The sequence below is a fragment of the Hyalangium ruber genome (assembly GCF_034259325.1).
GTDB classification, from domain to species: Bacteria; Myxococcota; Myxococcia; order Myxococcales; family Myxococcaceae; genus Hyalangium_A; species Hyalangium_A rubrum.
Map to the genome: position 1 here is coordinate 451,026 of NZ_JAXIVS010000006.1, position 26,435 is coordinate 477,460.

Below are 26,435 nucleotides of genomic sequence, written 5' to 3' on the forward strand. Positions count from 1 at the left end.
ACCACCCCTGCCTGTCACCGCAGCCAGGGGCGGGGCAGGGCCTCCTGAGCAGGTTCTGCTGCTGTTCGCTGGGTGATGGGTGGAGGGCCGCGATGGGACTCGGTGGTGGGGGTGGGCTGCTGCCTCATCCGGCGCATCGAGGTGCCGCACAGCATGATCGGGAAGGGCGTACGCCCAGTGATGTAGCGGTCGAGGGATTGGAGCGCGAAGCCTCCCAGTACGTCCGTCGATCGGGCGTGTTGGGTCTCGCGCTCCTTCTCAGCGGGCTCGACCCGGCCTCGGATGAGGTAGGCGGCCGCGAGCATCTCCGGCGGGAGCGTCTTCAAGCGCTCCGTCACCTCTCCGCGCAGGGCGTAGGCCTCCAGCGGCGCGCGGGCCAGCAACAGCGCCAGTTGTGAGCCGAAGACGCGGTCCGCTTCCTTTGGCTCTCCCTGCCATGCGAGCTCCAGGGCGAGCAGCGCCGCGGCGCCTGGGTCGAGCTGACCCAGCACCGCGTCGTTCGCCTTGGAGACCAGCCTCGCGGCCTGTTTCAGGTTCTCACGGGTGGCCTGGGTGAGCTCGAGCAGCGTGCGGGTGTTGGCGTCCGAGATGGCCTTGATCTCCGGGTCTCCCAGGCCCCGCTCGTGGGTGAGGAGGGTGAAGAGGCTCAAGTCCTCCGGGGAGGAGCGCTTGGGGGGCAGCAGCTTGCGCGAGATGTAGGGGGTGTGCTCCGGGCCGACCACGCGTGACAGGCGACCTGCCAGCAGCGCCAGCTCCCAGCTTCGGTGCTCGGGGGCCTGCGCGAACTGGACGACTGCCTGGGTGGCCTGCTCGATCTCCCGGAGGGAGAGCAGCACGCGCACGCGCAGATCCAGGTCCTCCACCGAGGATTCGGCGCTCTCATCCCGCGCCTGGTCGAGCAGTGTCAGCGCATGCTGGGGAAAGCCCTCGGCGAGGCGGACGCGGGCGAGGGCGCGAAGAGCCTGGGCGGACAGCGGAGTGCGGGACAGCACGGCGCCGTAGGCGTTCTCGCGGTCCGCGGGCTCCTGGGCGCGGATGGACAGGAGGGCTACATCCATGGAGTCCGGGTGCTTGCGCAGCAGGGCGGCGGCGTTCTCGCGTGCCTGCTGCCCCTTGCCCGCGGCGAGGAGCACTTCCTGGGCGAGCTGGTGCGCGGCGAATTCATCCGGGTACGTCTCGACGAGCCGCTGGACGAAGGTCACGGCCTGCTCCGGTGCGGTCCGCCACAGGTTGCGCGCGGCCTCCTCCCGGGCCTTCGAGGCGGTGGGGTCCACCAGGCTGATGCGCGCGGCGAGCTCCCCGGCCTTCTTCCACCGCCCCGCCTGGAGGTGGTCTCGGAGCTGGCGCTCCCAGCCTCCGGGGCGTGGCTCCAGCGTCTGATGGGCGTCGAGGCTTCCCGTGGAGCCCTCCGGCGCATCGGCGAGCGCCAGGGAGCTCCCCGCCGCGTTGAGCACCGCCAGCGAGCTGGCGCCCAGCACGTTGTAGATGGAGCGGGGGGCGGCCTCCAGGGAGTACACCTCGAAGGGCTTGGACTGGCCCGGCCAGGAAGCGGAGACGGACAGGGGACCCCAGAGACGGAACACCTGCTTCTTCACCAGCACGTCGGGCTCGAGCTGCTGGCGCTCTCCGTCCAGGACCACCTCCACGGGCCGAGAGAAGCCGTTGACCAGCAGCACCTCGCGCTGGCCCAGGGAGAAGACGCCCAGGCCGAGCCCCGCGAACGTCAGGGCCACGGCCCCGGTGGCCACGGCCCACCGCACGGCTCCGAGTGCCGAAGCGCGGGGCACACGGCCCAGCACCTGCGGTGTCCCTTCGCGGTTCCGTTGGGCGAGGTGCTGGCTCAGCGGCCAGAGTGGCACCCCGAGGAGGCGAACGACGCGGGTGGCGATGAACGGGGCCTTCGGCTCCCCGGAGGGAGGCGCGCCCAGGAGCGAGACGCCCGTCCCCAGCACGGAGCCGAGCCATGGGGCGGGCTCGGCCACGGCGAAGAGGGCGCGGTTGGCGAGCAGGGCCTGGAGGGTGTCACGTGCCTCACCCCGAGGCTCCCGGCCCAGGCGGGCAGTGAGCACGGCGCGCACGGCCAATGTGTCTCCCCGGGAGAGCGCGGAGGAGAGGGGCTCGTCCGGCAGCAGCGTGGCGAGCGCCGGAGCCCGCTCCATGAGCCCGCTGGGGTCCATGCTGGCGGCCAGCACGGAGGGGAAGGCCTGCTCCTGAGGCCCGCCTGGGTCCAATGGCCGGGATTGCTCCATCATCCCATTATTGAACACGCAGTCGGGGGGATCAGCACAAGCCCCCGGGGCGTCGCTCGGGGCAGGAGGGCGAGCAAGGCGGGAGGGGCCGCCCCGGGCGGGCTCTGGCTGAACCTGTCTGACATCAGACAGGTTTGTTCGGACCGCCGTCGGGAGGCCCTCGAATCGGAGCGGAGCCCTGGGCCCGAAAGGGGTCAGGTCCCCGCGTCGGGAGTGCTGCTGGGAGCCGGCGCCTCAGGGGGAGGGGCGGGAGCGGGAGCCGGAGCGGGAGGAGCGGGTGGCTCCTCCGTCGTCTGCGCGTCCAGGGTGATGGGGACCTGGAGCGTGGTGCCCAGGCGCAGCAGGAGCACGTCCGGAGCGATGCCCCGCTCTCCGATGGCCTCCGCGACCTCTCGGGCGGACAGGGCGTTGCCCTGCGCCCACAGCCCCTTGAGGAAGGCGCCCGCCTCCGGGCTGCGCCACCACGCCGGGCCGAAGCGGGCCTTGAGCTGGCCCTGGAGTTGGCCGGCGAGGAACCACCCCCGGAAGTTGTCCGCGGACTGGAAGAAGTCCTCCTGGTCCACCAGGTAGCGCGCCGTGTCCTCGGGCGTCATCGGCATGGCGTCGGTGCGCTCCATGATGGCGCGGTAGAGCTCCTTCGCGTCGGTGCCCTCGCGGTGTACCCCGAGCTGGTACAGCAGCCGCCCGGCGGCGCGTCGAATGAGGAACAGCTTGTGGGCGCTGGAGGCCGCCAGGTACTGCGCGCGCTGGTCCCCGCGCACCCCCGCGTGCTCCTCCAGCCACACCGGGTCCTCCAGCAGGTCCTCGAAGAGCGCCGAGTACGCCTCGCCCACGGTGGGGTTGCCCAGCCGGGCCAGCTCGAAGCGCTGCTCGCGGGTGAAGCCGTAGTGCAGCGCGTGCCCGTACTCGTGCAGCACACGCGCCTGATGCAGCACCCCCGAGGCGGGCTTCACCGACAGCCGCACGTCCTTGGGCACCTCGATGGCCAGGGTGAGCGGGCGCGGGTTCTTGCGCGGCAGATCCCTCGCATCGATATAGATGTTGGGCATCTCCGTCAGGTCGATGCCCAGGCCCTGCACCGAGGCGTGCGCGCGCAGGAGCGACTCCTCCTTGGGGAAGGCGTCCTCCACCTCGCGCGAGCGGAACAGCCGGGGGATGTCGGCGCGGGTGAGCGAGGCGAAGGGCAGGGCCAGCTCGCGCTGCGCCAGACGCTCCATGACGACGCGGTAGGGCTCCTGGGTGGCCTGGAGGATCTCCTCGGCCAGGAGGCTCAGCCGGCTCAGGTCCGTCTGGCGCAGCTCGCTGCTGAAGGCCTCGTAGGAGGCATAGCCCAGCTCCTTCACTAGCTCCTCGGTGCGCTCCTCGCGGCGGCGCAGCGACTGGCTGAGCCGTTCGATGGCGGGCACGGCGGCGGCGTAGAGGGCGCGCCGCTTCACCGCGCTCTTCTCGTTGGCCAGCAGGCGCTCCAAATCCCGGTAGCGCACCTCGCGCCCGTCCACGCTGAAGGTGAGTGAGGCCTCCAGGTTGGCGATGGCGTCGTTGTACTCGGCGAGCTGCTGGGCCAGGTACTCGCCGGCGAAGTGGGACTGGAGCGCGGTGAGGGCGCGCAGCTCGCGCGCGTCCTGGGTGAGCTGGCGCAGCCGGTCCATCTTCCGGATGTTCTCCACGGAGAAGAGCGACTCGGTGCCCGTGTAGGTGGCGGCGATGTTCACCGGCTTGCCTTCCGTCCAGTGCTCCCAGATGAGGCGGTTCTGCGTCTCGAGCAGGGCCTGGGCCTGCTCGGCGAGCCCCTTCACCTCGTTGACGAGGCGCTGCTGCTCGGTGGGCGCGGCCGCCGGCAGGGGGGGAGGCGCCTTGGGACAGGCGCTGATGCAAAAGGCAACAGCGAGGAAGAGAAGGACCCTTGGGTGCATGTGGGGGGCAATGTAACTTCCTGTGAGCCCATGCCCAATCAAGTCCGTTGGCGGGCGGCCACGGGCCGCCAGGCCCTCTACAGTGCGCTCCGGGGATTCTTCGCCGGCCAGGGATACCTGGAGGTGGAGACCCCCCTGCTGGTGCCCACCCCCGGCATGGAGCCGCACATCACCGCCTTCGAGGCGCCCTTCGTGCCGGAGACGGACGTGGGGCAGGCCCGCCCGCTCTACCTGCACACCAGCCCCGAGTACGCCATGAAGCGCCTGCTGGCCGAGGGCGCGGGGCCGCTGTTCCAAATCTGCAAGGTCTTCCGCAACGGGGAGGTGTCGCCCACGCACAACCCCGAGTTCACGATGCTGGAGTTCTACCGGCCGAACGCGGACTACCACGCCATCATGGAGGACTTGGAGCAGGCGCTGGCGGAGGCGGGGCGCAAGGCGACGGCTGGCGAGCCCGGAGCGGACCCGGCCTTCTTCACCCGGCTGCCCTACGAACGGCTCACGGTGCGGGACGCGGTGCTGCGGGCCACGGGGGTGGACCTGCGCGTCTGCGCGGATGGCCCGTCCCTCAAGCGCGCCGCCGAGGCGATCGGGGTGCGCACCGGAGACGCGACGAGCTTCGACGACGTCTTCTTCCACCTGTTCCTGCAGCGGGTGGAGCGGGGGTTGGGGCACGAGCGGCCCACCTTCCTCATCGAGTACCCGGCCTCCATGGCGGCGCTGTCGCGGCTGAAGCCGGGGGAGCCGGCGGTGGCCGAGCGCGTGGAGCTGTACGCCAAGGGGCTGGAGCTGGCCAACGGCTTCTCGGAGCTGACGGACCCGGTGGAGCAGCGCACCCGTCTCTTAGAGGAGCAGACCCTGCGGCGCCAGCTGGGCCGGACCGTGTACCCGCTGGATGAGCGCTTCCTCGAGGCGGTGGGCCGCATGCCTCCCTCGGCGGGCATCGCCGTGGGGCTCGACCGGATCCTCATGCTCCTGATGGGGGCTGAGAGCATCACCGACGTCCTCCTCTTTCCTGCCCACGAGTTCGTGTGATTCCCAACTTCCTCAAGACCGCGTGGGCGGACACCGCCGCGCTGAGCCTGACGGCCTTCACCTCGCCGATGACGTCGCTGTTGTCGCTGCGCAGCCCGCGCGACGCGGACGGGCTGCTGTACCACTGGGGCCGGGGGATGATGCGGGCCGCGGGGGCGACCCACACCTCGAAGGGCCTGGAGCACCTGCCCGAGGGCAACGTCGTCTTCGTGTGCAACCACCAGTCGAACTACGACGTCATCCTCTTCTTCGCGCACGTGCGGAAGCACACGCGCTGGGTGGCCAAGCGCGAGCTGTTCAAGGTGCCCGTGTTCGGCACGACGATGCGGCTTGCGGGCAACATCCCCGTGGACCGGGACGGGAGCGAGTCGGACAAGAGCCGGCTGTCGGAGGCGGTGGTGGCGGTGCGCGAGCGGGTGAGCGTCATGTTCTTCCCCGAGGGCACGCGCAACTCGGACGGGAAGCTCAAGCCGTTCAAGAAGGGCGCGGCGGTGTTCGGCATCCAGGCCGGTGTGCCCATCGTGCCCATGGCGGTATCGGGCACGCGGAACATCCTGCCCAAGGGGAGCCTGGCCATTCGTTATGGGCAGAAGGCGGCCCTGGTGGTAGGCGAGCCCATCCACACGCAGGGCCTCACGCTGGATGACCGCGAGGCGCTGACCCACCAATTGGAGCAGACCGTGGCCCGGCTCTACGCCGAGGCGTGCGAGCTCTCGGGAGACAAGCCATGAAGAAGAAGGCCCCGCAGCATTCGTTCCAGGCCCACCCGTGGCACGGCGTGGATCCCGGCGAGGACGCGCCGGCCACCGTCACCGCGTTCATCGAGTTGGTGCCCACGGACGCGGTGAAGTACGAGCTGGACAAGGAGACGGGCATCCTGCGGCTGGACCGGCCCCAGCAGTTCTCCAGCCAGTGCCCCACGCCGTATGGCTTCATCCCGCGCACGTTCTGCGGCACGCAGGTGGCGAAGCGCGCCGCCGAGCGCACGGGCCTCAAGGACATCCAGGGCGACGGGGACCCGATGGACATCTGTGTGCTGACCGAGAAGGTCATCACCAGCGGCAACCTGCTGGTGCGCGCGGTGCCGATTGGCGGCTTCCGGATGGTGGATGGCAACGAGGCGGACGACAAGATCCTCGCGGTGCTGGAGTCGGACCTGGCCTACGGGGAGATCGTCCACATGGCGCAGGCGCCGCGCGCGATGGTGGACCGGCTCAAGCACTACTTCCTCACGTACAAGCAGATTCCGGGTGAGGGGAAGCGCAAGGTGGAGATCGCCGAGGTGTATGACCGGCCCGAGGCGCTCGAGGTCATCCGCCGCAGCATGAAGGACTACCAGGGCCTCTATGGGAGCGCGACGCCCCGGGCGAGCAAGCCCCGGCGCAAGCGTTCACTGAACCGAAAGTAGCCGCACGCGCTTGTAGATGCGGCGGTCCAGCGGCAGCCGCATGTCGACGAACTTCAGGGCTTCGTCGAACTCGAAGCTGAGGGTGGGCACGGGCGGGGTGATGGAGATGATCAGCTCGAACTGCCAGAGGCTGGTGAGCGTCTGGCGGCCGGCGAGGGCCTCGGCGGGCGGGGGCGGGAGCTGCTCGGCGGCGGCGCGCACGTCCTTGAGGGCCTCGCGGTCCACCTGGGCGTTGTTGCTGGGGGAGACGAGCGTCACCTCCAGGAGCTTGCCCTGTGCGTCCTGCACCACGCGGATGGTGGCGCGGCGGGTGGCGCGGAACTCCTCGCGCATCTGCCGCTTCATGGCCCGGCGGGCCTCGAGGTTGGGGTCTCCTCCGGGCGGGCCTCGGTCGTTCTGCACGGGAGCGTCCGCGTTGATGGGCGAGCCCGAGGAGCCATAGGCGGCGGCACGCTCGCGCCAGATTCCATTCCAGGCCTTGCTGTTCTCCTGGGCCTGCTCCAGGAAGCCCTTCATGCCCTGGGAGGAGACGGCGCGCTCGGCGTCCCAGGAGTTCAGCAGGCTCTTGCCGAGCTGACTGAAGTAGGGGTGTACCAGGCCGCGCTCCACCTTGCCCTTGCCGAGGCTCTCCAGGGCCAGGTTGCTGACGATGCGCTCCGCGGACTGGGAGGGAAGTCCCTTGGGGCCTCCCGAATCCTCGGGCGCCACGGCCACCTCTCCGCCCGGCGTGAGCGAGAGCGGAGGCGCGAGGTTCGGCGAAGGGGTGAGGCGGAGGCCCGGGGCGCGGGGTGTATCCGCCGCGAGAGGCATGTCCGTTCGGGGAACGTCGGTGGCGGGAGCGGGAGGCGTGGGGGCCTGGGCCGTTGCCTCGGGAGGAGGGGCCGGCTTGGGCGTGGGTCGCGGCGCTCGGGGTGGCAGCGGGGTGGGGGGCGGAGCAGGAGGCTCAGGGGGCTTCGCGGCGGGAGGTGGGACCTCTACCTCCACATATTCGAGGGTCACCGGCGTGGGCGGAGGCGGGCGCTGCTCGGCGGAGTCACGGGCTCGGGCCGCCAATACCAGCCACACGAGTGCATGCACGCCCAGGCTGAGGGCGAGCGCGAGCAGCAGGCGGCGGGGAGGGGCCGGAGACATGGAGGCCTCCATTTAATCGCGGATGGGCTCCCGGCGCTCATCAGGCCATCGGCCTCATGCCGGACGCCTGATAGTCTCCGCAGCCTGGAGGCAGATACCTTAATGGCGATCTCGCTGCTCGCGACGGATGGCTACAAGTTCAGCATGGCAGAGGCGGGCTGGCCCCTGCGCCGGGAGACCTTCTACTACACGCACCGCAAGGGCGGCCTGCAGGTGATGCCGCTGGACCTCGCGGCCTTCATTCGCGGCCTGCTGCCCGACCCCAAGCCAGAGGACTACGAGTTCCTCGGCCGCCATGATTACGAGATGGGCGTCGGCTTCAAGGCGGCCATGCTCCGCAAGGATCGCCTCGTCATCCACGCCGTTCCCCGAGGTGCGCTCTTCTATCAGCGGGAGCCGGTGTTCACGGTGACGGGGACCTCGGCCATGGTGTCCTGGCTGGAGCCGCTGCTGCTCCAGCTCAACTTCCGCATCCAGGTGGCCACCCAGGCGCTGGCGGACCGTGAGGAGCTGGCGCGCGCCCTGGCCGTCGTCACCTGCGAGGAGCAGAAGCGCATTGCCCTGGAGACGTTGGACTCCGTGGGCGTCAAGGCGGTGCCCATTCGGGTGGACTCAGAGGGCTACTCCCAGCGGGTCCGCGCGCAGGTGCGCGAGCTGGTGGAGATCGTCGAGGACCCGAGCCGCATCTTCGAGGTGGGCCTGCGCGCCGCCACCTGCCTGGAGCAGCACGAGCTGGCCCTGCGCGCCTGCAAGGACGCGGGGGTCGAGCGTACCAGCAACGTGGAGGGGGCTCGCAAGCTGGGGATGATCCCGGTGGGGACGATGGGGCACGAGCACATCCAGCGCTATGGCTCGGACGAGGCGGCCTTCCGCGCGATGCGGGAGCGCCGGCCGCAGCGTTCCAGCTACCTGCTGGACACCTACGACACGCTCACCTCGGGCCTGCCCACGGCCTACCGGCTCATCCGCGAGGAGCCGGGCGCGAAGGACTCGATTCGCTTCGACTCGGGGAACAAGAAGCTGCAGTACCTCTATGCGGTGACGATGGCGCGCGACATCGGCATCCACCCGGTGAACATCCTCGAGGACGGGCTGGACGCGCAGGCCACCCGGGAGTTCGAGGAGCTGCGGCGCCAGGTGGGCTGGCAGCCCTCGGCGCAGTTCTATGGCTACGGTGGGCACATCGTCGCGCGCACCATGGAGTGCCCGCTGACGCGGGACCGGGTGGCGGCGGTGTACAAGCTGTCGCTCACGGGTCACACGCCCACGATGAAGTTCGGCAACGAGCTGGCCGAGGGTAAGCAGAGCGTTCCGGGCTCGCCCGTGCTCTTCCGGCGTCGCCATGGCAATGGGCCCATCGGGCTCATCGGACAGGAGGGAGAGGCGCCGCCCGACGGGTACTTCCAGCTGACGGATAGCGCCGCGGAGGCGCCCTCGTTCGTGGCCACGCACCACACGGACGCCAAGGATGTGCGCGTGGCCTATACGCCAGCGACCCAGTCCCTGGTCGACGAGCTGCGCCGAAAGCACTTCCCTGCGGCGCGGTGAGTCACGGAGCTGGCTTCTCTCGCTCCAGCTCCGCGCGGAAGAAGGCGCTGCCCTGGGCCAGTGTCCGCATGTAGGGGCGCACGTCCTCGCGCGCCTCGGCTGACAACTGTGCGAAGGGCGTTACGTGCTGGTCCGGCACGTAGCGAAAGGTGAGGTTCACCCGCCGCGTCTGAAAGTCGGGCAGCTCGGGCGGCATCTTGTGTCCCGCCCGGGTGTCCACCCGCTGCACCCGGTGGAAGGTCTGCTCCTTCCACCGCGCCCCACCGAAGAGCTGCAAGGAGCCGTCATCCAGCCACTGCTCGAGCACGATCTCGTCCCGCTCGCCCGGGCGGGTGGAGGTGACGAACTGGATCAGAGCCCGCTCACCCAGTGACAGTGAGGCCACCGGCCCCGGCTCGAAGTCCTTGTGCTCGCCCACGCGCGCCGTGTCCACCCAGCGCCCATCCTCCAGGCGGTTGCCGTAGAAGTTCACCAAGCAGGTGTTGAGGTGCCAGCCGGTGGGCATGTCCGGGCCCCGGAACATCCGGCGCGCCAGCTCTTCCACCTTCTTCACCTGGCGCTCGAGCACCGGCGGAAACGGCTCCGCCCGCACGCATCGGTCCTTCACCCCCTTGGGAGGGCGGTAGTAGTCGAGGCACGCGAACTGCCAGTTGCCCAGCCAGTACACCGGGCGCAGCAGCCGGCGCTGCTCTTGTCCCGGAGGAGGAGGGAAGTGCTTCGAATAGCGCTCCTCCCACAGCGGCTTCAGCGTCGAGAGCCACTGGAGGATCTCCGAGCGGTCGGCCGCCGAGAGGAAGCTGGCGTTGTAGTGGTGGCCCGGCGTGCGCTGGCGGGCCTTGGAGGCCAGCATGCCGCCGCGACGAGGAGGAGGAGCCATGGCCTCGTGCGACTACCACAGCGCGCCCTGCCGCTACAGGCCACCTTTTCACCCCCGGACGCTTGGGGGGAGATTCCCCCGCCCGCCTGGCCGCTTATGATGCGGTCGCATGCCACTGCCGACTCCCCGTTTCCATGAGGATGCCCGCATCGGGCAGCTCTACCTGGAGCGCGCCGCCGAGGTCTCCGAGGAGGCCTGCCGCTACGCCGCCGAGCACCGCATCCGCCCCGCGCGCGAGGACCGGGTGCGCATCGCCGCTTTCGGCATCGACGTGCAGGTGGCCTTCTGCACCCCTGGCGCCAGCCTCTTCGTCCCCGGCGCCGTCGAGGACACCCAACGCACCCTGCGCTGGCTCTACGCGAACCTCGAGCGCGTCACCGAGCTCGTCTTCTCGCTCGACACCCACCGCGCCTTCCAGATCTTCCACCCCGCGTGGTGGCAGGACGTCGGGGGACGCCCGCCGCCGCCGCTCACCCCCATCACCGCCGAGGACATTCGCGCCGGCCGCTGGAGGCCCACCCGCCACCCGGAAGAGAGCCTCGCCTACTGCGAGCGCCTGGAGTCCAACGGCAAGTACATCCTCACCGTGTGGCCGTTCCATGCGCTGCTCGGAGGCCTGAGCCACCCGCTCGTCCCCGCCATGTACGAGGCGAGCCTCTTCCACGCGCTCGCGCGGGATACGCCCACCTGGTTCGAGCTCAAGGGCGAGCACCCGCTCACGGAGAACTACTCGGTGCTCTCCCCCGAGGTGACGGAGGTGCGCGGCCAGAAGGTCGGTGAATTCAACGCGCGCCTCTTCGAGCACCTCATGTCTTTCGACCGCGTGTACGTCTTCGGCCAGGCCAAGTCCCACTGCGTGCTCTCCACGCTGATGGACCTGCGCCAGCACATCGAGCGGACGGACCCCTCGAAGATGGGCCGCGTCTGCATCCTCGAGGACGCGATGAGCTCCGTGCCCGCGCCGCCGTTGGAGCCGCTGCCGCCCTCGCTCGACTTCCCGCGCGTGGCGGACGAGGCCCTGCGCGAGTTCCAGAAGGCGGGCATGCGCGTGGTGCGCACCACGGATCCGCTCGAGCCGTGAGCCTCGGGCCCGGGCGCCCTACATGGTGCCCGAGCCGACCAGCTGCCCGTCCCGGCGTGTGTGCTCCCGGCTGTCTGGAGGCGCCATGCTCCGGGCCTCGGTGGCCCAGCGCACCGCCGCCTCCCGCAGCGCCTGCGTGGCGGCGACCTTGTCGAGCGCGGGCGTACCCACGTCGATGACCTGGTGGAACAGCGAGGTCTCCACCCCCTCCTCGCGAACCACCGAGCCCGCGAAGAGCACCACGATTCGCCCCAGCTCGCGGCTGGTGCGCGCCAGCGCGGCCGGCCCCTTGCCCAGCGCCGTCTGCCGATCGAACCGCCCCTCGCCCGTGAGCACCACGTCCGCCACCGCCACGCGCCGTGGGAGCTGGAGCGCCTGGGACACCAGCGAATACCCCGACATGATGCTGGCCCCCGCCAGCACCGCGAGCCCGAACCCCAGGCCCCCCGCCGCGCCCGAACCGGGCACCCGGATGAACTCCGGCCCCAGGCCCCGCGCGAAGTACCCCAGCGCCTCCTCCAACTCCTCTACCGCCGCCGGATCGGCGCCCTTCTGAGGACCGAAGAGCCGCGAGGCCCCATTGGGCCCCAGCAGCGGCGCCGTCACGTCCGTGGCCGCCAGCAGCTCCACCTGGGTGAGCCGAGGGTGCCGTCCACTGGCATCCACCCGCGCCAGGCGTCGCAGCGCCAGGCCACCGGGGGGCAACTCCTGGCCCTCGGAGTCGAGGAAGCGGTAGCCCAGCGCCGAGAGCGCTCCGGTGCCCCCATCGTTCGTCGCGCTGCCGCCCAGTCCGACGATGAGCTTGGTGCAGCCCGCCTCCAGCGCCGCTCGGATCAGCTCGCCCGTGCCGTAGGAGGAGGCCCGCCGCACGTCCCGCGCGTCCGGCTTCTGCAGCGACAGCCCCGAGGCCGCCGCCATCTCGATGATCGCCGTCTGCCCGGAGTCCAGCACGGCATAGGCCGCCTCGACGGGCTCACCCAGCGGCCCCTGCACGGTGAGCACTCGCCGCTCACCCGGAGCTCCCGCCAGCATCGCCTCCACCGTGCCGGGCCCTCCATCCGCCAGCGGCGCTACATCCAGGTGGACCTCGGGGGCTGCCTCTTTCAACCCGGCTCGTAGGGCCTCAGCGGCTTCGGAGGCGGTGAGGGTGCCTTTGAACTCCTGGGGAGCGATCAGCCAGCGGAGGTTCACGGTTCGTTCTTCGCTTCCTGAGTTGGAGGTTCGATGGTGACGTTGCCGCCCGGCAGCGAGAGGGCGACGCACTTGCTCTGGAGTCCTTCTTCCACGCACTGCTCGTGGGCTTTGCACTGCCCACGGCAGGGCAGGGTGACGCAGTAACCGGTGTTCGGATCGCAGTGAGTCCCCGGCGGGCAGGCCGCGTAGCAGCCGCCCTGGGCGCGCGAGACGCCCGAGGACGCCACCGCGATCGTCGAGTTGATGAGGGCCTCGGCCACCTCTCCCGAGCCGCCACCCCTGCAGCCAGCCCCGAGCGCCAGCAGCACCACGAGCAGCCCGCGTTTCCAGTGGAGCTTCATCGTCGTTCCTCCAGGGACAGGGCCTCCGCGTGCCATTCCAGCAGAGGGCGTGGACTCTTGAGGTGGGGCCGCACGCGCTGGGAGACCGCCTCCAGCCGCCGCAGGAGCGTGTCCACGGCCTCCGCGGGCTGGCGAGCAGGGCCTCGGATGCGCTCGCAGAAGAAGGTGCGGCAGCCGAAGGGCCGGTCCGCGTAGACGGTACACCGCTTGCCTGCCCCATCCAGGTACGGGCAGGCGCCATCGTCGCGGGGAGGGGGGAGGCCGTGGCGGCTCGCGAGCAGCTGCCACTCCGGGTGCCACAGCCAGGGCTGGCGCTGGGTCCGCGCCAGCTGGCAACACTCACCGCTGGCGGGGCAGGAGAAGGGGGCGTAGGCCGTGTCGGCTCGCTGGTAGATGACCCTCAGCTCCCGCAGCGCCCGCGCCTCCGCGATCTCGCTGGCCTGTGGGGCCTCGTCCTCGTCGTCCCAGTCCCGCTCTTGCATCCAGGGCCTTTTTCTCACAACGAGGGGGCCGCGGTCGAACCACCTCTCTCAGAGAACTCGCAGGACGAAGCACTTCAGGTAGCGCGTTTCCCGCAAATTCAAGAGTACCGGGTGATCCTTGCCTGCTCCCCGGCGCTCGATGATCTGCACGCGTCGGCGCGCATCCGCGGCAGCCGAGGCCAGCATGTCCTCGAAGGCCTGCTCGTTCACGTGGTAGGTGCAGCTGGCGGAGATGAGGTAGCCCCCGGGCCGCAGCAGCTGCATGGCGCGCAGGTTGATCTCCTTGTACCCGCGCACGGCGGCCTCCACCGCGTCCTTGTTCTTCGCGAAGGAGGGCGGGTCCAGGACGATGGTGTCGAAGCGCCGCCCCTCGTCCACCGCGTCTCTCAGGAAGTCGAAGGCGTTGGCCACCACCACGTCCAGGTTGGTGAGGCGGTTGGCGGCGGCGTTGTCGCGAAGCTGGGCGGCGGCCGCGTCCGAAATCTCCACGGCGGTGACGCGCTGGGCGCGCGTGGCCAGCTGGAGCGCGAAGCCTCCTACATAGGAGAAGCAGTCCAGCGCCTCGCCATGGGCGTACTGCGCCGCCATGACGTGATTCTCCCGCTGGTCGAGGAAGGCGCCCGTCTTCTGTCCCTCGAGCAGGTCGGCCTTCATGCGCACCAGCCCCTCGTCGAAGGAGATGGGGCCGGGGAGCTGGCCGCGCAGCAGGCCCTTCTCCGACGGCAGGCCCTCCAGGGCGCGCACGCCCACGTCCGAGCGGTTGACGATGCCCTTGGGCTTGAACAGCTCGGTGAGCAGGTCCGCGATGAGCTCCTTGCGCGACTCCATGGCCGGCACGAGGAACTGCGCGCTCAGGTAGTCACCGTAGCGGTCCACCACGAGCCCGGGGAGCTGGTCCGCCTCGCCGTGGACGAGCCGGTAGGTGTGCTCTCCGGGCAGCGCCTTGCGCCGCAGCGCGTCGGCCGCCGCGAGCCGCTGGCGGAAGAAGTCCGCGTCCACCGGCACATCCTCGTAGCTGAGCCAGCGCAGGGAGATCTTCGACTGCCGGGAGTAGAAGGCCTTGCCGAGGAACCAGCCCCGGCTGTCGGTGACGCGCACCACCTCGCCTCCGGCCAGGCCCGGGTCTCCGTTGAGGTCGGCGCGGTAGATCCACGGGTGGCCGCCCTGCCAGCGCTCCACGCCGCGGCGCAGCAGGGAGACCTGGGGCAGGCCGTCGGGCCCGAGCTCGGGCGCGGTGCGGTCGGGGGCCGGGGTCTCCGGGCGGTGTGGTCGGCCTCGGCCGGGCTGTGGGCGCGAGGGCCTTCCCTTCTTGTGTCCGGGCGTGGTGGGCATGGTCGTGGCGCGGCGTATACTGCCAACCCGCGTGAGATACGAGCTGCTCCTTCAGACAATGGTTCCCGGGACGCCTTATGACAGCTCCCGGGTGGATGCCCTGCTCGTGGAGCGGGGGGCGACCGCGCGGCCGGATGGCATGCGCGTCTGGCGCCTCAAGAACGGGGACGTGGAGGTGGGCGAGCTGCGCGAGAACGGCCAGGTCGTCGCCACCGAGGTGCGGGTGCCGCTCTCGGACCGGACGGAGCTGATGCGCGAGGCGGTGGAGGAGGCCGCCACGCTGGCCCAGGCCGCCGAGGTCCGCCTGGTGGATCCGCAGCTCGGGCGCCCGCTGACCGCCAACGACAGCGGCTCGGTGGCGGAGCAGTACCTGCGCACCGCGCGCTACGCGGGCGAGATGATGGGCCTGTCCGAGGCGGTGTCCGCCAGCTACGCCGCCCAGCCCGAGGGGTTCCCGACGGGCGGCAAGGTGCTGCTGGGCATCGTCGGCTTCCTCATCGTCCTGTACCTGGTGGTGAACGGGCTCATCAGCCAGTTGGGCGGCTGAGACGCACGGAGTCCTCCAGAAGCGAGGAAAAGGCCGGGGCGGGGTGTTAGGGAGGAGTCGTGGCCAGGTACCTCTTTCTCGCATTCACGGTGGTGCCGTTCGTGGAGTTGTATCTCCTCATCGGGATCGGCCGGCAGGTAGGCGTGCTTCCAACCTTGGGGATGGTGGTCGCGAGCGGTCTGCTCGGCGCCTGGCTCGCCAAGCGAGAGGGCCGGCGCGTCCTGCGAAGCTGGCAGGGGGCGGTGGCCCAGGGGCGCCTCCCCGAGGAGGGCATCCTGCACGGCGCCCTCGTCCTCGTGGGCGGCGTGCTGCTCATTACTCCGGGCGTCCTCACCGACGCGGTGGGGTTCCTGCTGCTCCTTCCTCCGGCCCGGCGGTTCATCGCCGCCCGGCTGCGGCGCGCGCTCGATCGCCGGATGCAGGCGGGCACGCTCCGGGTCGGCTCCTTTGGCTGGGGAGGCTTCCCGGGCATGGGCTCCTCGGGGGAGCCGTTCTCCCGCGCTTCACCGCCCTCTCGCCGCTCGCAGGGAGAGGTGGATGCGGAGTTCACGGACGAGGGGCCCGGGCGCTGAAGGCTTACGGCAGCAGCGCGGCCTTGGCCTCGCGGACGTAGCGGCCCTTGGGGAACTCGCGCAGGTAGCGGCGGTACTCGGTCGCCGCCTCATCCTTGGCCAGCCGCTCCTCGAAGCACCGCGCCCGCAGGTAGCGCGCCTGCTCACGGAACTCGCGAACCGGGCTCTGCACGGCGATCTCCGCGAGCCCCACCAGGAAGCTCTCGCACGCCGTGGCGTTGAGCTGCTCCCGCGCGTGCCACAGGAAGCGCGCGTCCGTTGTCCCCGGCTGCGCGACCCCTGGCTCCGGTGGAGTCCAGCGCGTGTCCGGCGCTGACGGGGCCACCACTGTCTCTGTTGGCTCCGGACTCGAGGGCACGGGGTAGGGCGCGAACTCGGAGCCAGAGGACTCCGGCGCTGAGGGGGCCATGGCCACGGGGGCGGGTTTCTCCTCCGGGGGCGCGCTCGCGGAAGGTTCGGGTTCGGGAGAAGCGGGGGACACGGCGGCGGCCGGCTCCGGCGCTCGTGCCGGGGAAGGCTCGGCGGGAGCAGGCCGTGGGGCGGGCGTGGGCATGGGTTCCGCCAGCGGAAGCCCCAGCTCCTGGAAGACCTGACGGTCCTTCGCGGAGAGCGCACGGGCCTTCGGGGTGGGCTTGCCGGAAGTCACCGCCACGCGCTCACCCGCGTTCACGAGTCGCGGGAGCTGACCGGCGGTCTCGATCTGCACCCTGCCTTCGAGCACGGCCACCACCGCGCCGCGCGCCGTGCGCTCGACGGAGAAGACGGTACCCACCACGGAGGCGCGTACGCCCGCCGCCTCCACGGTGAAGCCCTTGCGCGCCACATGGGAGGCCCGCACGGTCAACCGTCCCCGCTTGACCGTGAGGTGGACGTCCTCCGCCACGGTGCGCGCCAGGGTCACCTCCGAGTTGGGAGACAGCCGCACCCGGCTCGCGTCGGGAAGCTGCAACTGGGCGTTGGACTTCGCCCGCGTTCGCACGGAGGTGCCCGCCTGGAGCTGAGTGCCCGGCTGGAGCAGGCGCTCAGGCGTCTTCGGCTCGCGGATCCACGCTCCCGTGGCGCTCTCGACCCGGGTCGCGATGAGCGGCGCGGCGGTGGGGGCGGGCGCCTCTGGCGGCACGGGACTCGGGGGCACGGGGGCGGGGGCAGGAGGCTCCTGACGCGCCACCTGAGGCGGGGGCGTCTCCTCGCGCACCACGGCGACCTTCGGAGGGCTCGGCTGGGGCGGAGGCGCCGCCGGACGCAGCACCACGAAGGCCAGCACGGCTGCCAGGGCGCCCGTGGCGGCTAGCGCCCACGGCCAACGGGGCCGCTGCTCGAGCCGGGCGAGCCGCTGGGCCGCGGCGCTCTGGAGGCGCTCATTCACCTCCGCCCAGCGCACCTCGGGCGACTCCTCCCGCGCCGTGCTCAGCAGGGACTGGGCCCGGCGCAGCTCGGTGAGCTTTTGGGCGCACACCTCGCAGCCAGCCACGTGCTCCGCCACGCGGGCATTGGCCTCGACCTCCAGCTCGCCCGCGGCGAACGCCCACAGCGCCTCGGTCTCATGGCGTGCCATGGGGACCTCCGGCGCGGGGCGTGTCGAGCAGTCGCTGCATGGCCTCGGTGAATTCCAGCCGGGCATGGTGCAGCCGGCTGCGGACAGTATTGGCCGAGCTTCCCACAGCTTCGGCGATCTCGTCCGGCGTCATCCCGCACAGCTCGTAATAGACGAAGACGATGCGCTTCTTGGGTTTGAGCCGCTCCAGGGCCTGCTCTACCAGGCGCGCCGCCTGTCGCCGCTCGGCCTCCCGCTCGGGGTCCTCATTCGAGGCAAAGGCTTCGGGCGGAGTCGCCACCGGGTCCTCGGGCCGGCGCCGCTTCCAGCGCAGGTGGGACAGCGCCACGTTGGCGCACACCCGATAGAGGAAGGTGCGGAAGCGTGCCTCGCCCCGGAACCCCTTCACCGCCGACAGCAGCCGCAGGTACGTCTCCTGAAGGAGGTCCTCCACATCGGTGCGGTTACCCACCAGGTGGTGCAAGGTGCGCGCGGCGTCCTCGCGGGTGAGCTGGTACAGCCGGTCGAAGGCGGTGACATCTCCCTGCTGGAGGCGGTGGACCAGGGCTGTCAGCTGACTCTCATCCAGGGAGGGCGCGGGCGCGGGCGTCAGGCCCAGGCGCGCTCCGAGCGCGGAGGGGGCCTGCGGGGATCGTGCGCCACGGAAGAACAACGGGGAGCCCCCCTCGATGATTTGGACAGTCCAGGCCAGCACATTACCTCCATGCCCCTGGGTCTCCGCAGCAGCGCCCGGCGATCAAAAATATTTTTTGATCACTTCTGGTGACTCCGGAGACCAAGCCGCCAGACCGAGGTTGGTTGGCCGGACCACTTCCTTCGGAGTCCCCCATGCCGAACACCCCCGCCCGCCTGTCCTGGCTGGTGTCTCTTTTCGCACTCGGAATGATGTCCGGGTGTGTCATCCACGAGTACGACGACGAGCTCTCGGAGCACGGAGACTGGTGCGAAGACACGTTCCACTTCTGCGACGACACCTCCGACTGTCACTCCAACCAGTACTGCCGCTACGGCACGTGCCGCGACGTTCCGTCGGATGCGCAACGCTGTAGCTCCAGCACGCAGTGCGGTTACGGGCAGACCTGTATCGACGGGGTGTGCTGCAGCTCCTGCGATCGAGACTCGGACTGCGGTAACGGGGGCTCCTGCGCGGATGACAACTACTGCGATCCGAAGCCGCAGCCCCGGCCGGATGGCGGTAGCCCCAGGCCGGACGGTGGCTCGCCGCCGTGGCCGCCTCCCACGGACGGTGGCTCCTGCCAGCCGCCCCCGCCGCCTCCTCCCCCGGATGCGGGCGCGGGTTGCCGCCAGAACAGCGACTGCGGCTATGGCAACTACTGCATCAACGCCGTCTGCCACCGCTCGTGCGCCTCGAACACGCAGTGCGGCCCCAACGAGACGTGCCAGGGGGGCCTGTGCAAGCCGGGCTCGCCCAACCAGTGCGTGAACAATTCCCAGTGCCCCTCTGGGAACGACTGTGTGGACGGGCAGTGCCGCGCGCAGTGCGGCTACGGCTCTCAGTGCCCGACGGGCCACGTGTGCCGCATCGGCTACTGCCTGCCGGACACGGGCTCGGGCAAGGCTTGCACGGCCAACTGTGACTGCGTCGCGGGGGAGCGCTGCCTGAACGGGTACTGCTCGCTCTAACCCCTCGGAGCCGGGGGAGGAGGCCCGTCGCGCTGTGCGGCGGGCCTCCAGGCCATTACGGCGTCGGCCGACGCTCCAGCCGGGCCACGAAGAAGAAGTCGCGGTGGTTGAAGTTGTAGGTGGCCTCGATCACGAAGCCGAGTCGGCCCAGCACCTGCTCGACGAGCTGCGGGGAGAGCCACTCGAACTTCGGGCACATCTTGCCCTGGAGCGGGAAGCACACGGGCACGTCGCCCACCAGCTTGTTGAAGCCTCCATCGCTGGTGGCGTCGGCCACGGACATGATCAGCTTGCCGCCGATGCGCAGCGTCCGCGCGGCCGACAGCCAGTACGCGACGAGGTACTGCAGGTCGACGTGGACCATCGCGTCCATGGAGTACAGGCAGTCCAGCTCACCGGCCCACCCGAGCTGCTCGGCGGTCCGGTCGATGATGTCTGGGCGGTCTTCGATGACGAACGGGCGGAGCCGACCATCCGCGACGAGCGGCGCGCAGCGCTTCTCCAGGACCTTGAGGTAGGAGCGGGACACGTCGAAGGCGGCCACGGTCGCGTTCTTCCAGGCCTCGAGCACCATCAGGGAGTACTTGCCCGAGCCCGGGCCGATCTCCGCGAAGCGGGTGCTCTCCGGGGGGACGTGCTGCTTGAACATCTTGTCGAACGACTGGCGCCAGTACTGCTCGTCACCCCACTCGTCGCCCGGCCAGGTGAAGACGGTGTTGCCCGAGGCGTCGCGCTGCACGAGCTCGGGGAACTCCCGGTCGACGTAGAAGTCCCAGTACTCCCCATAGCGCTCCTGCTTGCCGTGCTGGCCCAGGGGCGCGGTCAGGGGCTCGACGGCCGGGGGCGGGGGGGACGGCGGAGCCACGGGCTCGGCGGGGCCCATGCGATTGCGCTCCTCGTTGGCGAGGGACTCGGCGCGTTCGATGAGGTGCTGCACGGTGGGGACGCGCACCGCACGGCGCGCCACATCCTTGGCTACTTCGACAATCGTTTCACGCAGTGCCATTACGGATTCCAGGACAGGTGGCCACCCGGCGTGGCCAGAGAGGGCCGCGAAGATAGACCAGGGCTCCGAGGAGCGTCCACGCGATGGCGGAGACGCACCGCGGCATTACTGAGAGGGATTTTTCCAGTCACACAGTGGCCGCGTCGTCGACGCGCGCAGCACCCTCCAAGCGTCTTATCTGGGGGCTCGGACCATGCGCCAGCAGCGGTGGATCTCCTTGCGCTGGAAGTCCTCGGGGATGGAGGCGGGGGTCAGCTCTTCCACGGCCAGGTCCCGCGCGGCGGACGGGTTGAGCGTGAAGCCCTGGAAGTTGTTCGAGAAGTAGAGGACGCCCCCGGGAGCGAGCACGGCACGGATGGCGGCCAGCAGGCGAGGGTGGTCTCGCTGGACGTTGAAGCTGCCGCTCATGCGCTTGGAGGTGGAGAAGGACGGAGGGTCGCAGACGATGAGCTCGTAGCGGTCCGGCTCGTCCGCCTGGGCCTCCAGCCAGGGCAGCACGTCGGCGCGGACGAGGCTGTGGCGCGCGTCCGCCAGCCCATTGAGGGCGAGGTTCTCCTCGGCCCAATCGAGGTACGTGTTGGACAGGTCCACGGTCACCGTGCGCGCCGCGCCGCCCGCGGCGGCGTAGACAGTGAAGGCGCCCGTGTACGCGAAGAGGTTGAGGAAGCGCTTGCCCTGGGCCTCCTCGCGGACGCGCGCGCGGGTGAGTCGGTGGTCCATGAAGAGGCCGGTGTCGAGGTAGTCCCCGAGGTTCACCCAGAACTTCAGGCCCTGCTCCTCCACCACGAGGCGCTCGCTGTCGTGCCCCACGCGCTCGTACTGTTTGCGGCCCCAGGGCTGGGGCGTGTGCGTCTTGACGTAGATGTGCTCGGGGGAAACCTCCAGCACCTCCGCCACCGAGGCGAGCACCTCCTCGCGCTGGCCCTCCACGGTGCCGCTCTGCAGGGCCCGGCGGCGGGGGTATTCCACGAGGTGGACCCGCTCGCCATAGATGTCCACGGCATAGGGGTACTCGGGGATGTCCCGGTCATAGATGCGAAAGCAGGTGAGGCCACGCGCGCGCGCCCACTTGCGAAAGTGCCGGGCGTTCTTGCGCAGCCGATTCTCGAACATACCTGCTGGATTCTCAGGGGGGTGCTTACCCTGTGGAGTAGCCATGCCCAAACGTCCCTCTGCCCAGGAAACCGCTGCCCCCCTCATTCCCCAATCCCCCACGTTGGACAAGCTTCGTGAAGCGGCCGCGGGCTGCCGGGCGTGCCCACTGTGGAAGACCGGAACCCAGACCGTCTTCGGCGAGCGGGAGGGGCGCCCCCAAGCGGGTCCCCGCGTCATGTTCGTCGGGGAGCAGCCGGGCGACCAGGAGGACAAGGCCGGCAAGCCCTTCGTGGGCCCGTCCGGACGGCTGCTCAATGAGGCGCTGGAGACGGTCGGCATCGACCGGCGGCAGGTCTACGTCACCAACACGGTGAAGCACTTCAAGTGGGAGGCGCACGGCAAGCGGCGCCTGCACGCCAAGCCGAGCTACGGAGAGATTCGCGCCTGCAAGCCGTGGCTGGAGGCGGAGATCCGCGTCTTCCGACCGGACGTCATCGTCTGCCTGGGCGCCACGGCGGCGCAGGCGCTGCTGGGCAAGGACTTCCGGGTGACGCGCCAGCGCGGGCAGCCCCTGCCGTCCGAGTACGCACGCGTGGTGGTAGCCACCGTTCACCCGTCGTCCATCCTCCGGGCGCCCAGTGCCGAGGATCGACGCCAGCAACTCGCGGCGTTCATCCAAGACCTGAATGGGGTGGCCCGGGTGCTCCGCGACCTGGACGCAAGGGAGGGGGTATCCGCGCACCCCTGAGGTAATAAATCCGGCGCTCGGCGTCTGGGATTGGCACGAGAGCGCTCATGCCAAGCCTGGGGTCGTCGTTGTCCTCCTTTCTGTTTGAAAAGTCCCTCCCGCTCGAGGTGGCCCATATAAGAGGGTGGAAACCGAAGGTACCTCCACACCCCATGAGCAACGATAAGAGCGGACACGGGGCGGGGGAGTTCGCCACGAAGCGCAGGAAGTGGCTCCTCCTCCAGGCGCGCAATGTGTGCCGCAACGAGAGTGACGCGGAGGACCTCGTGCAGGAGTCCCTCCTGCGCTTCATCCAGGTCTTCGGGAAGATGAATGCGCTCCCCGAGGACCGGATCTGTGAGTCGTGGCTGGTCACCACCCTCAACAATCTCTTCTTCGACCAGTGTCGGAGGAGGAAGGTGCAAGCCAACGGTGCGAAGGACCCCACCTTGAGCGACGAGGCGCTGGTGGTGCAGGAACCCGCCGCGCAGCCGGTGTACGACGCGGTCACCGACGAGCAGTTCGCCAAGGCTCTCCAGGCGCTGAGCCCGAAGATTCGAGCCACCTTCGAGCTGCATGCGGCCGGAAAGAAGTACCAAGACATCTCGCGTTCTTTGGACATCCCCATCGGAACCGTCGCCAAGCGGCTGCATGACGCCCGCGCGAAGCTGCGGGAGCTCCTTGGGCGCAGCACCACCCCGGGAGTGCACTGATGACCCGTCCCTGCGACCAGGTCGAGCTCTTCGTAGACGGTGAGCTTCCCCTCGAAGAGGCCGATGCCTTCCGGTTCCACCTCCCGGATTGCCCCCGGTGTCAGCGTGAGATGTCCAACCTCATGCAGCTTCGGTTGTTGGGGAATCGCTATGTCGAGCGGGAGGGCACGCGTGAAGTCGACGCGGTTCCGCGCCCTCCGGTCCGTGCGCGATGGATGCGCCCGCTGCTGATGGCGTCGGCTTCCCTCGCCGCCGCGCTGGTGGTGCTCGTCGCGGTGCGCCAGGGTTCCAAACCCTCCTTCGAGAGCGACGTCTGGCTGCTGGAGCGCCCCCGGCTGTTGGAGGCGCGCGTCAGCTACCGCGATGCCGACCGCTACCGGTCCATGGAATCGAGGAGCATGGGGAGCAAGGGAGCCTCGGCGAGACTTCCCCATGGGGACCTGGGCATCCTCGAAGAGAGGGACCCGCGGGGGTTGGTGGCGGCCTACCTGGTTCGCGGCGAGCCAGGGCTGGTGGAGCTGGCGCTCCAGGAGCTCGATAAGCTGGACGAGGCTCCGGAACCGCGAGACTCGTCGGACCTGGCCAGCGATCGCGCGGTGGCGATGTGGCTCAAGGGCAACCACGAGGAGGCGCTGAGGCTGCTGGATGCCGCGCTGGAGAAGAACCCGCGCCACGCCCAGGCGCTGTGGAACCGGGGACTGGTGCTGCGCGACCTGCACCTGCCGTTGCTGGCGGCTCAGGCCTTCTCCGAGGTGGCCGCGTTGAATGAGGAGGGCTGGTCCGGAGAGGCGGCGAAGAATGCCCAGGACCTCCGGGAGGAGCAGACGAAGCGGTACACGCGGTGGAATGAGGGAGTCGAGGCCGGCAAGGCCCTCGTGAACGAGGCACCGGACAGCCTCCCAACGGGCTTCGGCCAGAGCCCGGATACGCGTCGCTTCTTCTATGATGCCGTCCGGTCCGCCCCCAACCGGGAGCGGGTGCTCGCGCTGCTTCCTCTCGCGCAGGTACTCGATGAGCGGGCGGGGGGCAGCGTGCTCGAAGGTTACGTGCGCCGGGTCGCGGAGGCGGACTTCTCGCGGCGCGGCCCGCTCGCTCAGGACTACGCGGCCCTGGTTCAAGGGCATCTCAAGGGGGAGGCCAGGGAGCGCTTCCTCTCGAAGCTCCTGGAATCGAAGGAGGACGACATCCTTCTGGGGGCGTTCTTCGACCAGGGGACCGCCGCCCACCACCTGAAGCGCCACGAGGCCATCGTCGCCGCCAACCCGGATCCCTGGTTCCATCTGCTCCTGGCGCATGCGCGCGCGAAGCTTGATCGGGCTCAAGGGCGCTGGACGAACGCGACCCAGGTGCTCCTCGACGCGCGCGACCGGTGTCCGAAGCCTGGGCTCGAGTACCCCTGCATCTACACCAAGCTCGACCTGTCCAGCCTCTACATCCGGCTGAACCAGTTCGAGATCGCGCGCACGCACGTCGAGGACGGCTTGAAGGAAGCCCGCGGGAGCAACGCGTGGAAGATGGAGTCGAGCCTGCTGTGGAACCTGGCGCAGATCGCCCGCGTCCGAGGCGAGGACTCCCTGGCACGCGCCTACCTCAAGGAATTCCTCGAGAGGGAACTCCTCAAGGGCGCTCAGAAGGACGCCGACACGTTGCGCCGCGTCCACCAGGAACTGGCGGCCATCGCGATACGGCAACTTCGGGTAGATGAGGCCCGGCGGGAAATCGACGCGGCGATCGACGCGGCAAGCGCCGTGGGCGAGACGCTGTCGCTGCCAGGGAGCTTCGACCTGGCGGATATCTCGCGGCGCAAGCCCGCTGCCAATGACGAGCAGCACCTGACGAAGGCGGTGGAGAAGCTGCAGAAGGGGCTGAGCCCGGGCGAGCGCCTGGTCGCCAAGCACGTGCTGGGGCGGTTCTACATCGAGCGAGATGTGGAGAAGGGAAGCTCCCTTCTGAGGGACCTCATCCAGGAAGCGGAGGCGCCGCAACTCAGGGAGGACGGGGCAGCGCGGCGAGCAAGAGCCTATAGCTTCACCTCCCTGCTTCATGAGGCGGGCAAGCGCAATGCCTTCGAGGAAGCGCTGAAGCTGTTCGCGCAGGAATGGGGCGGGGAACTGCCCCGCCAGTGCCTGCTGGCGGTCACCGCCGATTCTGGGCGCCTGCTGCTCGTCGCGCGAGGCGTCGACGGTGCATTGGAAGGCCGCCATCAGGAACTGGGTAAGCCATTGCCCGTGCGCCTCGATAAGACGGTGCCCGAGGAGCTCAAGGGCCTCCTGCGCGCGTGCCCCCAGGTGCAGGTGCTCGCCCGCCCCCCCATTCATGGTCGGGCGGGGCTGCTCCCGCCGGAGATGGCCTGGAGCTACCTGACGCGCACCCCCGCGCCACGTCCGCAGCGGACCGGTCCGGCGATCCACCTCGTCGTCTCCAACGTGGAACTGCCACGCGACGTCCCCTTCAAGCGGCTCAACCCCTGGAGACCCACCTTCGGCCCGAATGAGCAGCGCCGTGAACTCTCGGGCGCGGAGGCGACGCCGTCTCGAGTGCTCGAGGCCATGCGGGATGCCACGGAGATCGACCTGGTGGCCCACGGCACCATCAATGAGTCCACCAACGCCTCTTACCTGCTGCTGGCGTCAGAGCCGGACGGTCCGGAACTGGGCGTGGCCGAGGTGCGCGCCGCTTCGCTCCAGGGGAGTCCTTTCGTGGTGCTGGCGGCCTGCCACGCCGCGCACACCGCCAGCTCGTTCGACTCCCCCTTCAGTCTCCCGGCCGCCTTCATCGAGGCAGGTGCGCGAGGGGTGCTCGCCTCGACGGTGGAGATCCCCGATCAGGAGGCGGAGAAGTTCTTCAACGCGGTTCGCGAGCGCATGCGCTCAGGCACCTCTCCCGTTCAGGCCCTCCGAGAGGAGCGTCTGAAGTGGTTGAGTGCGGGGCAGGGCACGCAGTGGCTCGATAGCGTTTTGTTGTTCGAATAAGCCACACGTCCGAGAGGACGCGGAGAGACGCACGTGCGCCAGGTCGGTGCGCGTGCGTTTCCTTTTGCGGGTCCAACCTCTCCCGAGGGATTCAGTCATGGTCCTGAATGTCTCGAAGTGATGACATTTCTGCATTTACCCAACTTCCTTGGTTGGATGGCGGCAGAGGAAAAAAAAGACCTGGTAGGGAGGTAAGAAACCAACTCGGCCGCGTCTTTTTTTTCGGGGAAGCGAAAAGGGCTTCCACCTCGAGAGACAAGGACTACGCCGTGAACAAGGCTCAGCAGACCCGCTCACTCAAGTCGTCCGGCATCAGCTCCATGAACAGCATGGGGGACGTGACTCCCCATGACCACGGGGAGACGGAACCGCCTCCGGAGCCCAAGCGGGGGAAGATCGTCCTCCGGACGGACGTGGTGAGCATCTTCGTGGAGGTCGACATCAACGACTCCACGGGGGCGGCCAGTTGGCCCGAGGACAGCGGTGCCCCGCGGGAGCTGATGATCGTGCCGCTGCCCGACGGCGAGGAGTTCCTGGCCTTCGGGCTGGTGCATGAGGCGACGATCAGCCGGGTGTCGTTCGTGGCCTGGGGCCTGGGGCGCGATCAGCTCGAGCTCCTCATGGACCAGTTGTCCGGCGATGCGGACTCCGTGACGTTCTACGCCCAGCCGCCGCAGCAGAGCCTTCAGACGTACATCTCCACCTACTTCCCCAGCGGCACCCTGCATGCCTCCTCGCTGCAGTGGCGGGTGAAGGGGCTCATCCGCTCGGCCTTCCTCAGTTGAGCGCGACGTGGAAACGGGAGCGGCCAGGTAAGAATTTTTCCGCTCCACGTCTCTTTTCTGCAACCGCCGACGCACTGTCAGCGGGAGGGGTTCTCCGGGGTTTCTGGCGCGGTGAGCCATGGGATGGGAAGTGCCTCGGGCGGCCATCGACGGATGCCTGGTTGAGAGGGGGATGTGTTTCTCCCAGGCGCGTACAGGGGGGGATGGCCGTCCGAGGCTTGTTGTTCA

24 protein-coding genes are annotated in these 26,435 nt (G+C 69.6%); 12 read left to right on the forward strand and 12 right to left on the reverse strand.

Annotated elements, in window-relative coordinates:
• Positions 1 to 14 precede the first annotated feature (14 nt).
• The gene (locus SYV04_RS19925; protein WP_321547420.1) at positions 15 to 2,252 is read right to left on the reverse strand and encodes a tetratricopeptide repeat protein; all 2,238 of its coding nucleotides are present in this window, start codon (positions 2,250 to 2,252) and stop codon (positions 15 to 17) included.
• Positions 2,253 to 2,443: 191 nt separating this feature from the next.
• Positions 2,444 to 4,162: a chromosome segregation protein SMC gene (locus tag SYV04_RS19930; RefSeq protein ID WP_321547421.1), complete on the reverse strand. Its 1,719-nt coding sequence runs from the start codon at positions 4,160 to 4,162 to the stop codon at positions 2,444 to 2,446.
• A 30-nt stretch (positions 4,163 to 4,192) separates the two neighbouring features.
• On the opposite strand from SYV04_RS19930, the gene epmA reads away from it, so the two are divergent.
• The 3 genes from epmA to SYV04_RS19945 are packed head-to-tail and all read left to right on the forward strand — an operon-like array spanning position 4,193 to position 6,605.
• Positions 4,193 to 5,197, forward strand: a complete 1,005-nt coding sequence (epmA, locus tag SYV04_RS19935; protein ID WP_321547422.1) for an EF-P lysine aminoacylase EpmA — start codon at positions 4,193 to 4,195, stop codon at positions 5,195 to 5,197.
• On the forward strand, positions 5,194 to 5,928 hold the full coding sequence (locus SYV04_RS19940) for a lysophospholipid acyltransferase family protein (RefSeq protein ID WP_321547423.1): 735 nt from the start codon (positions 5,194 to 5,196) through the stop codon (positions 5,926 to 5,928). The genes epmA and SYV04_RS19940 overlap by 4 nt, the downstream gene beginning before the upstream one ends.
• Positions 5,925 to 6,605: an inorganic pyrophosphatase gene (locus SYV04_RS19945; protein ID WP_321547424.1), complete on the forward strand. Its 681-nt coding sequence runs from the start codon at positions 5,925 to 5,927 to the stop codon at positions 6,603 to 6,605. Before SYV04_RS19940 ends, SYV04_RS19945 begins: the two co-directional genes overlap by 4 nt.
• On the opposite strand, the gene SYV04_RS19950 is transcribed toward SYV04_RS19945, so the two are convergent.
• Positions 6,588 to 7,736 carry an energy transducer TonB family protein gene (locus SYV04_RS19950; RefSeq protein ID WP_321547425.1) on the reverse strand — a complete coding sequence of 383 codons (1,149 nt, stop codon included), beginning with the start codon at positions 7,734 to 7,736 and terminating at the stop codon, positions 6,588 to 6,590. The genes SYV04_RS19945 and SYV04_RS19950 overlap by 18 nt on opposite strands.
• Before the next feature lie 102 nt (positions 7,737 to 7,838).
• Between SYV04_RS19950 and SYV04_RS19955 the strand changes: the two genes are divergently transcribed.
• A complete protein-coding gene (locus SYV04_RS19955; RefSeq protein WP_321547426.1) occupies positions 7,839 to 9,284 on the forward strand; it encodes a nicotinate phosphoribosyltransferase in 1,446 nt (481 codons plus the stop codon).
• A gap of 1 nt (position 9,285) precedes the next feature.
• Here the strand turns inward: SYV04_RS19955 and SYV04_RS19960 are convergent, their stop codons facing one another.
• Positions 9,286 to 10,161 carry an alpha-ketoglutarate-dependent dioxygenase AlkB gene (locus SYV04_RS19960; RefSeq protein WP_321547427.1) on the reverse strand — a complete coding sequence of 292 codons (876 nt, stop codon included), beginning with the start codon at positions 10,159 to 10,161 and terminating at the stop codon, positions 9,286 to 9,288.
• Positions 10,162 to 10,270: 109 nt separating this feature from the next.
• Between SYV04_RS19960 and SYV04_RS19965 the strand changes: the two genes are divergently transcribed.
• Positions 10,271 to 11,242 carry a nicotinamidase gene (locus SYV04_RS19965; RefSeq protein WP_321547428.1) on the forward strand — a complete coding sequence of 324 codons (972 nt, stop codon included), beginning with the start codon at positions 10,271 to 10,273 and terminating at the stop codon, positions 11,240 to 11,242.
• Between the two features lie 18 nt (positions 11,243 to 11,260).
• Here SYV04_RS19965 and SYV04_RS19970 read toward each other — a convergent pair whose 3' ends face one another.
• Genes SYV04_RS19970 through SYV04_RS19985 form a run of 4 tightly spaced genes read right to left on the reverse strand, consistent with a single transcriptional unit; the run spans position 11,261 to position 14,591 of the window.
• Positions 11,261 to 12,433 carry a glycerate kinase gene (locus SYV04_RS19970; protein ID WP_321547429.1) on the reverse strand — a complete coding sequence of 391 codons (1,173 nt, stop codon included), beginning with the start codon at positions 12,431 to 12,433 and terminating at the stop codon, positions 11,261 to 11,263.
• Positions 12,430 to 12,777 (reverse strand): hypothetical protein, encoded by a 348-nt coding sequence (locus tag SYV04_RS19975; RefSeq protein WP_321547430.1) that lies wholly within the window; start codon positions 12,775 to 12,777, stop codon positions 12,430 to 12,432. Before SYV04_RS19975 ends, SYV04_RS19970 begins: the two co-directional genes overlap by 4 nt.
• On the reverse strand, positions 12,774 to 13,259 hold the full coding sequence (locus SYV04_RS19980; protein WP_321547431.1) for a YkgJ family cysteine cluster protein: 486 nt from the start codon (positions 13,257 to 13,259) through the stop codon (positions 12,774 to 12,776). Before SYV04_RS19980 ends, SYV04_RS19975 begins: the two co-directional genes overlap by 4 nt.
• Positions 13,260 to 13,307: 48 nt before the next feature.
• Positions 13,308 to 14,591, reverse strand: a complete 1,284-nt coding sequence (locus SYV04_RS19985; protein ID WP_321547432.1) for a class I SAM-dependent rRNA methyltransferase — start codon at positions 14,589 to 14,591, stop codon at positions 13,308 to 13,310.
• 58 nt (positions 14,592 to 14,649) lie between these two features.
• Here SYV04_RS19985 and SYV04_RS19990 point away from each other — a divergent pair, with 58 nt between their 5' ends.
• Together SYV04_RS19990 and SYV04_RS19995 are read left to right on the forward strand one after the other, a co-directional pair.
• The gene (locus SYV04_RS19990; protein WP_321547433.1) at positions 14,650 to 15,138 is read left to right on the forward strand and encodes a hypothetical protein; all 489 of its coding nucleotides are present in this window, start codon (positions 14,650 to 14,652) and stop codon (positions 15,136 to 15,138) included.
• Positions 15,139 to 15,197: 59 nt separating this feature from the next.
• Positions 15,198 to 15,710 (forward strand): FxsA family protein, encoded by a 513-nt coding sequence (locus SYV04_RS19995; RefSeq protein WP_321547434.1) that lies wholly within the window; start codon positions 15,198 to 15,200, stop codon positions 15,708 to 15,710.
• A gap of 4 nt (positions 15,711 to 15,714) precedes the next feature.
• Here the strand turns inward: SYV04_RS19995 and SYV04_RS20000 are convergent, their stop codons facing one another.
• Positions 15,715 to 17,265 (reverse strand): FecR domain-containing protein, encoded by a 1,551-nt coding sequence (locus SYV04_RS20000; RefSeq protein WP_321547435.1) that lies wholly within the window; start codon positions 17,263 to 17,265, stop codon positions 15,715 to 15,717.
• Positions 17,252 to 17,959 (reverse strand): RNA polymerase sigma factor, encoded by a 708-nt coding sequence (locus SYV04_RS20005; RefSeq protein WP_321547436.1) that lies wholly within the window; start codon positions 17,957 to 17,959, stop codon positions 17,252 to 17,254. The genes SYV04_RS20000 and SYV04_RS20005 overlap by 14 nt, the downstream gene beginning before the upstream one ends.
• A gap of 134 nt (positions 17,960 to 18,093) precedes the next feature.
• Here SYV04_RS20005 and SYV04_RS20010 point away from each other — a divergent pair, with 134 nt between their 5' ends.
• Positions 18,094 to 18,909, forward strand: coding sequence for a DUF7107 domain-containing protein (locus SYV04_RS20010; RefSeq protein ID WP_321547437.1), 816 nt, complete (start codon positions 18,094 to 18,096; stop codon positions 18,907 to 18,909).
• Between the two features lie 55 nt (positions 18,910 to 18,964).
• Here SYV04_RS20010 and SYV04_RS20015 read toward each other — a convergent pair whose 3' ends face one another.
• Both SYV04_RS20015 and SYV04_RS20020 read right to left on the reverse strand, forming a co-directional pair.
• Positions 18,965 to 19,915 (reverse strand): class I SAM-dependent methyltransferase, encoded by a 951-nt coding sequence (locus tag SYV04_RS20015; RefSeq protein ID WP_321547438.1) that lies wholly within the window; start codon positions 19,913 to 19,915, stop codon positions 18,965 to 18,967.
• Between the two features lie 174 nt (positions 19,916 to 20,089).
• Positions 20,090 to 21,073 carry a class I SAM-dependent methyltransferase gene (locus SYV04_RS20020; protein ID WP_321547439.1) on the reverse strand — a complete coding sequence of 328 codons (984 nt, stop codon included), beginning with the start codon at positions 21,071 to 21,073 and terminating at the stop codon, positions 20,090 to 20,092.
• Between SYV04_RS20020 and SYV04_RS20025 the strand changes: the two genes are divergently transcribed.
• The 4 genes from SYV04_RS20025 (at position 21,072) to SYV04_RS20040 (ending at position 26,207) form a co-directional block, all read left to right on the forward strand.
• The gene (locus SYV04_RS20025; protein ID WP_321547440.1) at positions 21,072 to 21,758 is read left to right on the forward strand and encodes a UdgX family uracil-DNA binding protein; all 687 of its coding nucleotides are present in this window, start codon (positions 21,072 to 21,074) and stop codon (positions 21,756 to 21,758) included. The two genes, SYV04_RS20020 and SYV04_RS20025, sit on opposite strands and share 2 nt — an antisense overlap.
• 152 nt (positions 21,759 to 21,910) lie before the next feature.
• Positions 21,911 to 22,450, forward strand: a complete 540-nt coding sequence (locus tag SYV04_RS20030) for an RNA polymerase sigma factor (protein WP_321547441.1) — start codon at positions 21,911 to 21,913, stop codon at positions 22,448 to 22,450.
• Positions 22,450 to 25,422, forward strand: a complete 2,973-nt coding sequence (locus tag SYV04_RS20035) for a CHAT domain-containing protein (protein ID WP_321547442.1) — start codon at positions 22,450 to 22,452, stop codon at positions 25,420 to 25,422. Before SYV04_RS20030 ends, SYV04_RS20035 begins: the two co-directional genes overlap by 1 nt.
• 269 nt (positions 25,423 to 25,691) lie before the next feature.
• The gene (locus SYV04_RS20040; RefSeq protein ID WP_321547443.1) at positions 25,692 to 26,207 is read left to right on the forward strand and encodes a hypothetical protein; all 516 of its coding nucleotides are present in this window, start codon (positions 25,692 to 25,694) and stop codon (positions 26,205 to 26,207) included.
• Positions 26,208 to 26,435: the final 228 nt, after the last annotated feature.

What these genes read in the sequence shown, in the direction of transcription:
- SYV04_RS20030 (WP_321547441.1), top strand. Translation starts at nt 21,911, where the DNA reads ATGAGCAACGATAAGAGCGGACACGGGGCGGGGGAGTTCGCCACGAAG.
- SYV04_RS19985 (WP_321547432.1), bottom strand. Translation starts at nt 14,591, where the DNA reads ATGCCCACCACGCCCGGACACAAGAAGGGAAGGCCCTCGCGCCCACAG.
- SYV04_RS19975 (WP_321547430.1), bottom strand. Translation starts at nt 12,777, where the DNA reads ATGAAGCTCCACTGGAAACGCGGGCTGCTCGTGGTGCTGCTGGCGCTC.
- SYV04_RS19965 (WP_321547428.1), top strand. Translation starts at nt 10,271, where the DNA reads ATGCCACTGCCGACTCCCCGTTTCCATGAGGATGCCCGCATCGGGCAG.
- SYV04_RS20015 (WP_321547438.1), bottom strand. Translation starts at nt 19,915, where the DNA reads ATGGCACTGCGTGAAACGATTGTCGAAGTAGCCAAGGATGTGGCGCGC.
- SYV04_RS19980 (WP_321547431.1), bottom strand. Translation starts at nt 13,259, where the DNA reads ATGCAAGAGCGGGACTGGGACGACGAGGACGAGGCCCCACAGGCCAGC.
- SYV04_RS19930 (WP_321547421.1), bottom strand. Translation starts at nt 4,162, where the DNA reads ATGCACCCAAGGGTCCTTCTCTTCCTCGCTGTTGCCTTTTGCATCAGC.
- SYV04_RS20035 (WP_321547442.1), top strand. Translation starts at nt 22,450, where the DNA reads ATGACCCGTCCCTGCGACCAGGTCGAGCTCTTCGTAGACGGTGAGCTT.
- SYV04_RS19960 (WP_321547427.1), bottom strand. Translation starts at nt 10,161, where the DNA reads ATGGCTCCTCCTCCTCGTCGCGGCGGCATGCTGGCCTCCAAGGCCCGC.
- epmA (WP_321547422.1), top strand. Translation starts at nt 4,193, where the DNA reads ATGCCCAATCAAGTCCGTTGGCGGGCGGCCACGGGCCGCCAGGCCCTC.
- SYV04_RS20010 (WP_321547437.1), top strand. Translation starts at nt 18,094, where the DNA reads ATGCCGAACACCCCCGCCCGCCTGTCCTGGCTGGTGTCTCTTTTCGCA.
- SYV04_RS19955 (WP_321547426.1), top strand. Translation starts at nt 7,839, where the DNA reads ATGGCGATCTCGCTGCTCGCGACGGATGGCTACAAGTTCAGCATGGCA.
- SYV04_RS19925 (WP_321547420.1), bottom strand. Translation starts at nt 2,252, where the DNA reads ATGATGGAGCAATCCCGGCCATTGGACCCAGGCGGGCCTCAGGAGCAG.
- SYV04_RS19945 (WP_321547424.1), top strand. Translation starts at nt 5,925, where the DNA reads ATGAAGAAGAAGGCCCCGCAGCATTCGTTCCAGGCCCACCCGTGGCAC.
- SYV04_RS20000 (WP_321547435.1), bottom strand. Translation starts at nt 17,265, where the DNA reads ATGGCACGCCATGAGACCGAGGCGCTGTGGGCGTTCGCCGCGGGCGAG.
- SYV04_RS20020 (WP_321547439.1), bottom strand. Translation starts at nt 21,073, where the DNA reads ATGGCTACTCCACAGGGTAAGCACCCCCCTGAGAATCCAGCAGGTATG.
- SYV04_RS20025 (WP_321547440.1), top strand. Translation starts at nt 21,072, where the DNA reads ATGCCCAAACGTCCCTCTGCCCAGGAAACCGCTGCCCCCCTCATTCCC.
- SYV04_RS19950 (WP_321547425.1), bottom strand. Translation starts at nt 7,736, where the DNA reads ATGTCTCCGGCCCCTCCCCGCCGCCTGCTGCTCGCGCTCGCCCTCAGC.
- SYV04_RS19990 (WP_321547433.1), top strand. Translation starts at nt 14,650, where the DNA reads ATGGTTCCCGGGACGCCTTATGACAGCTCCCGGGTGGATGCCCTGCTC.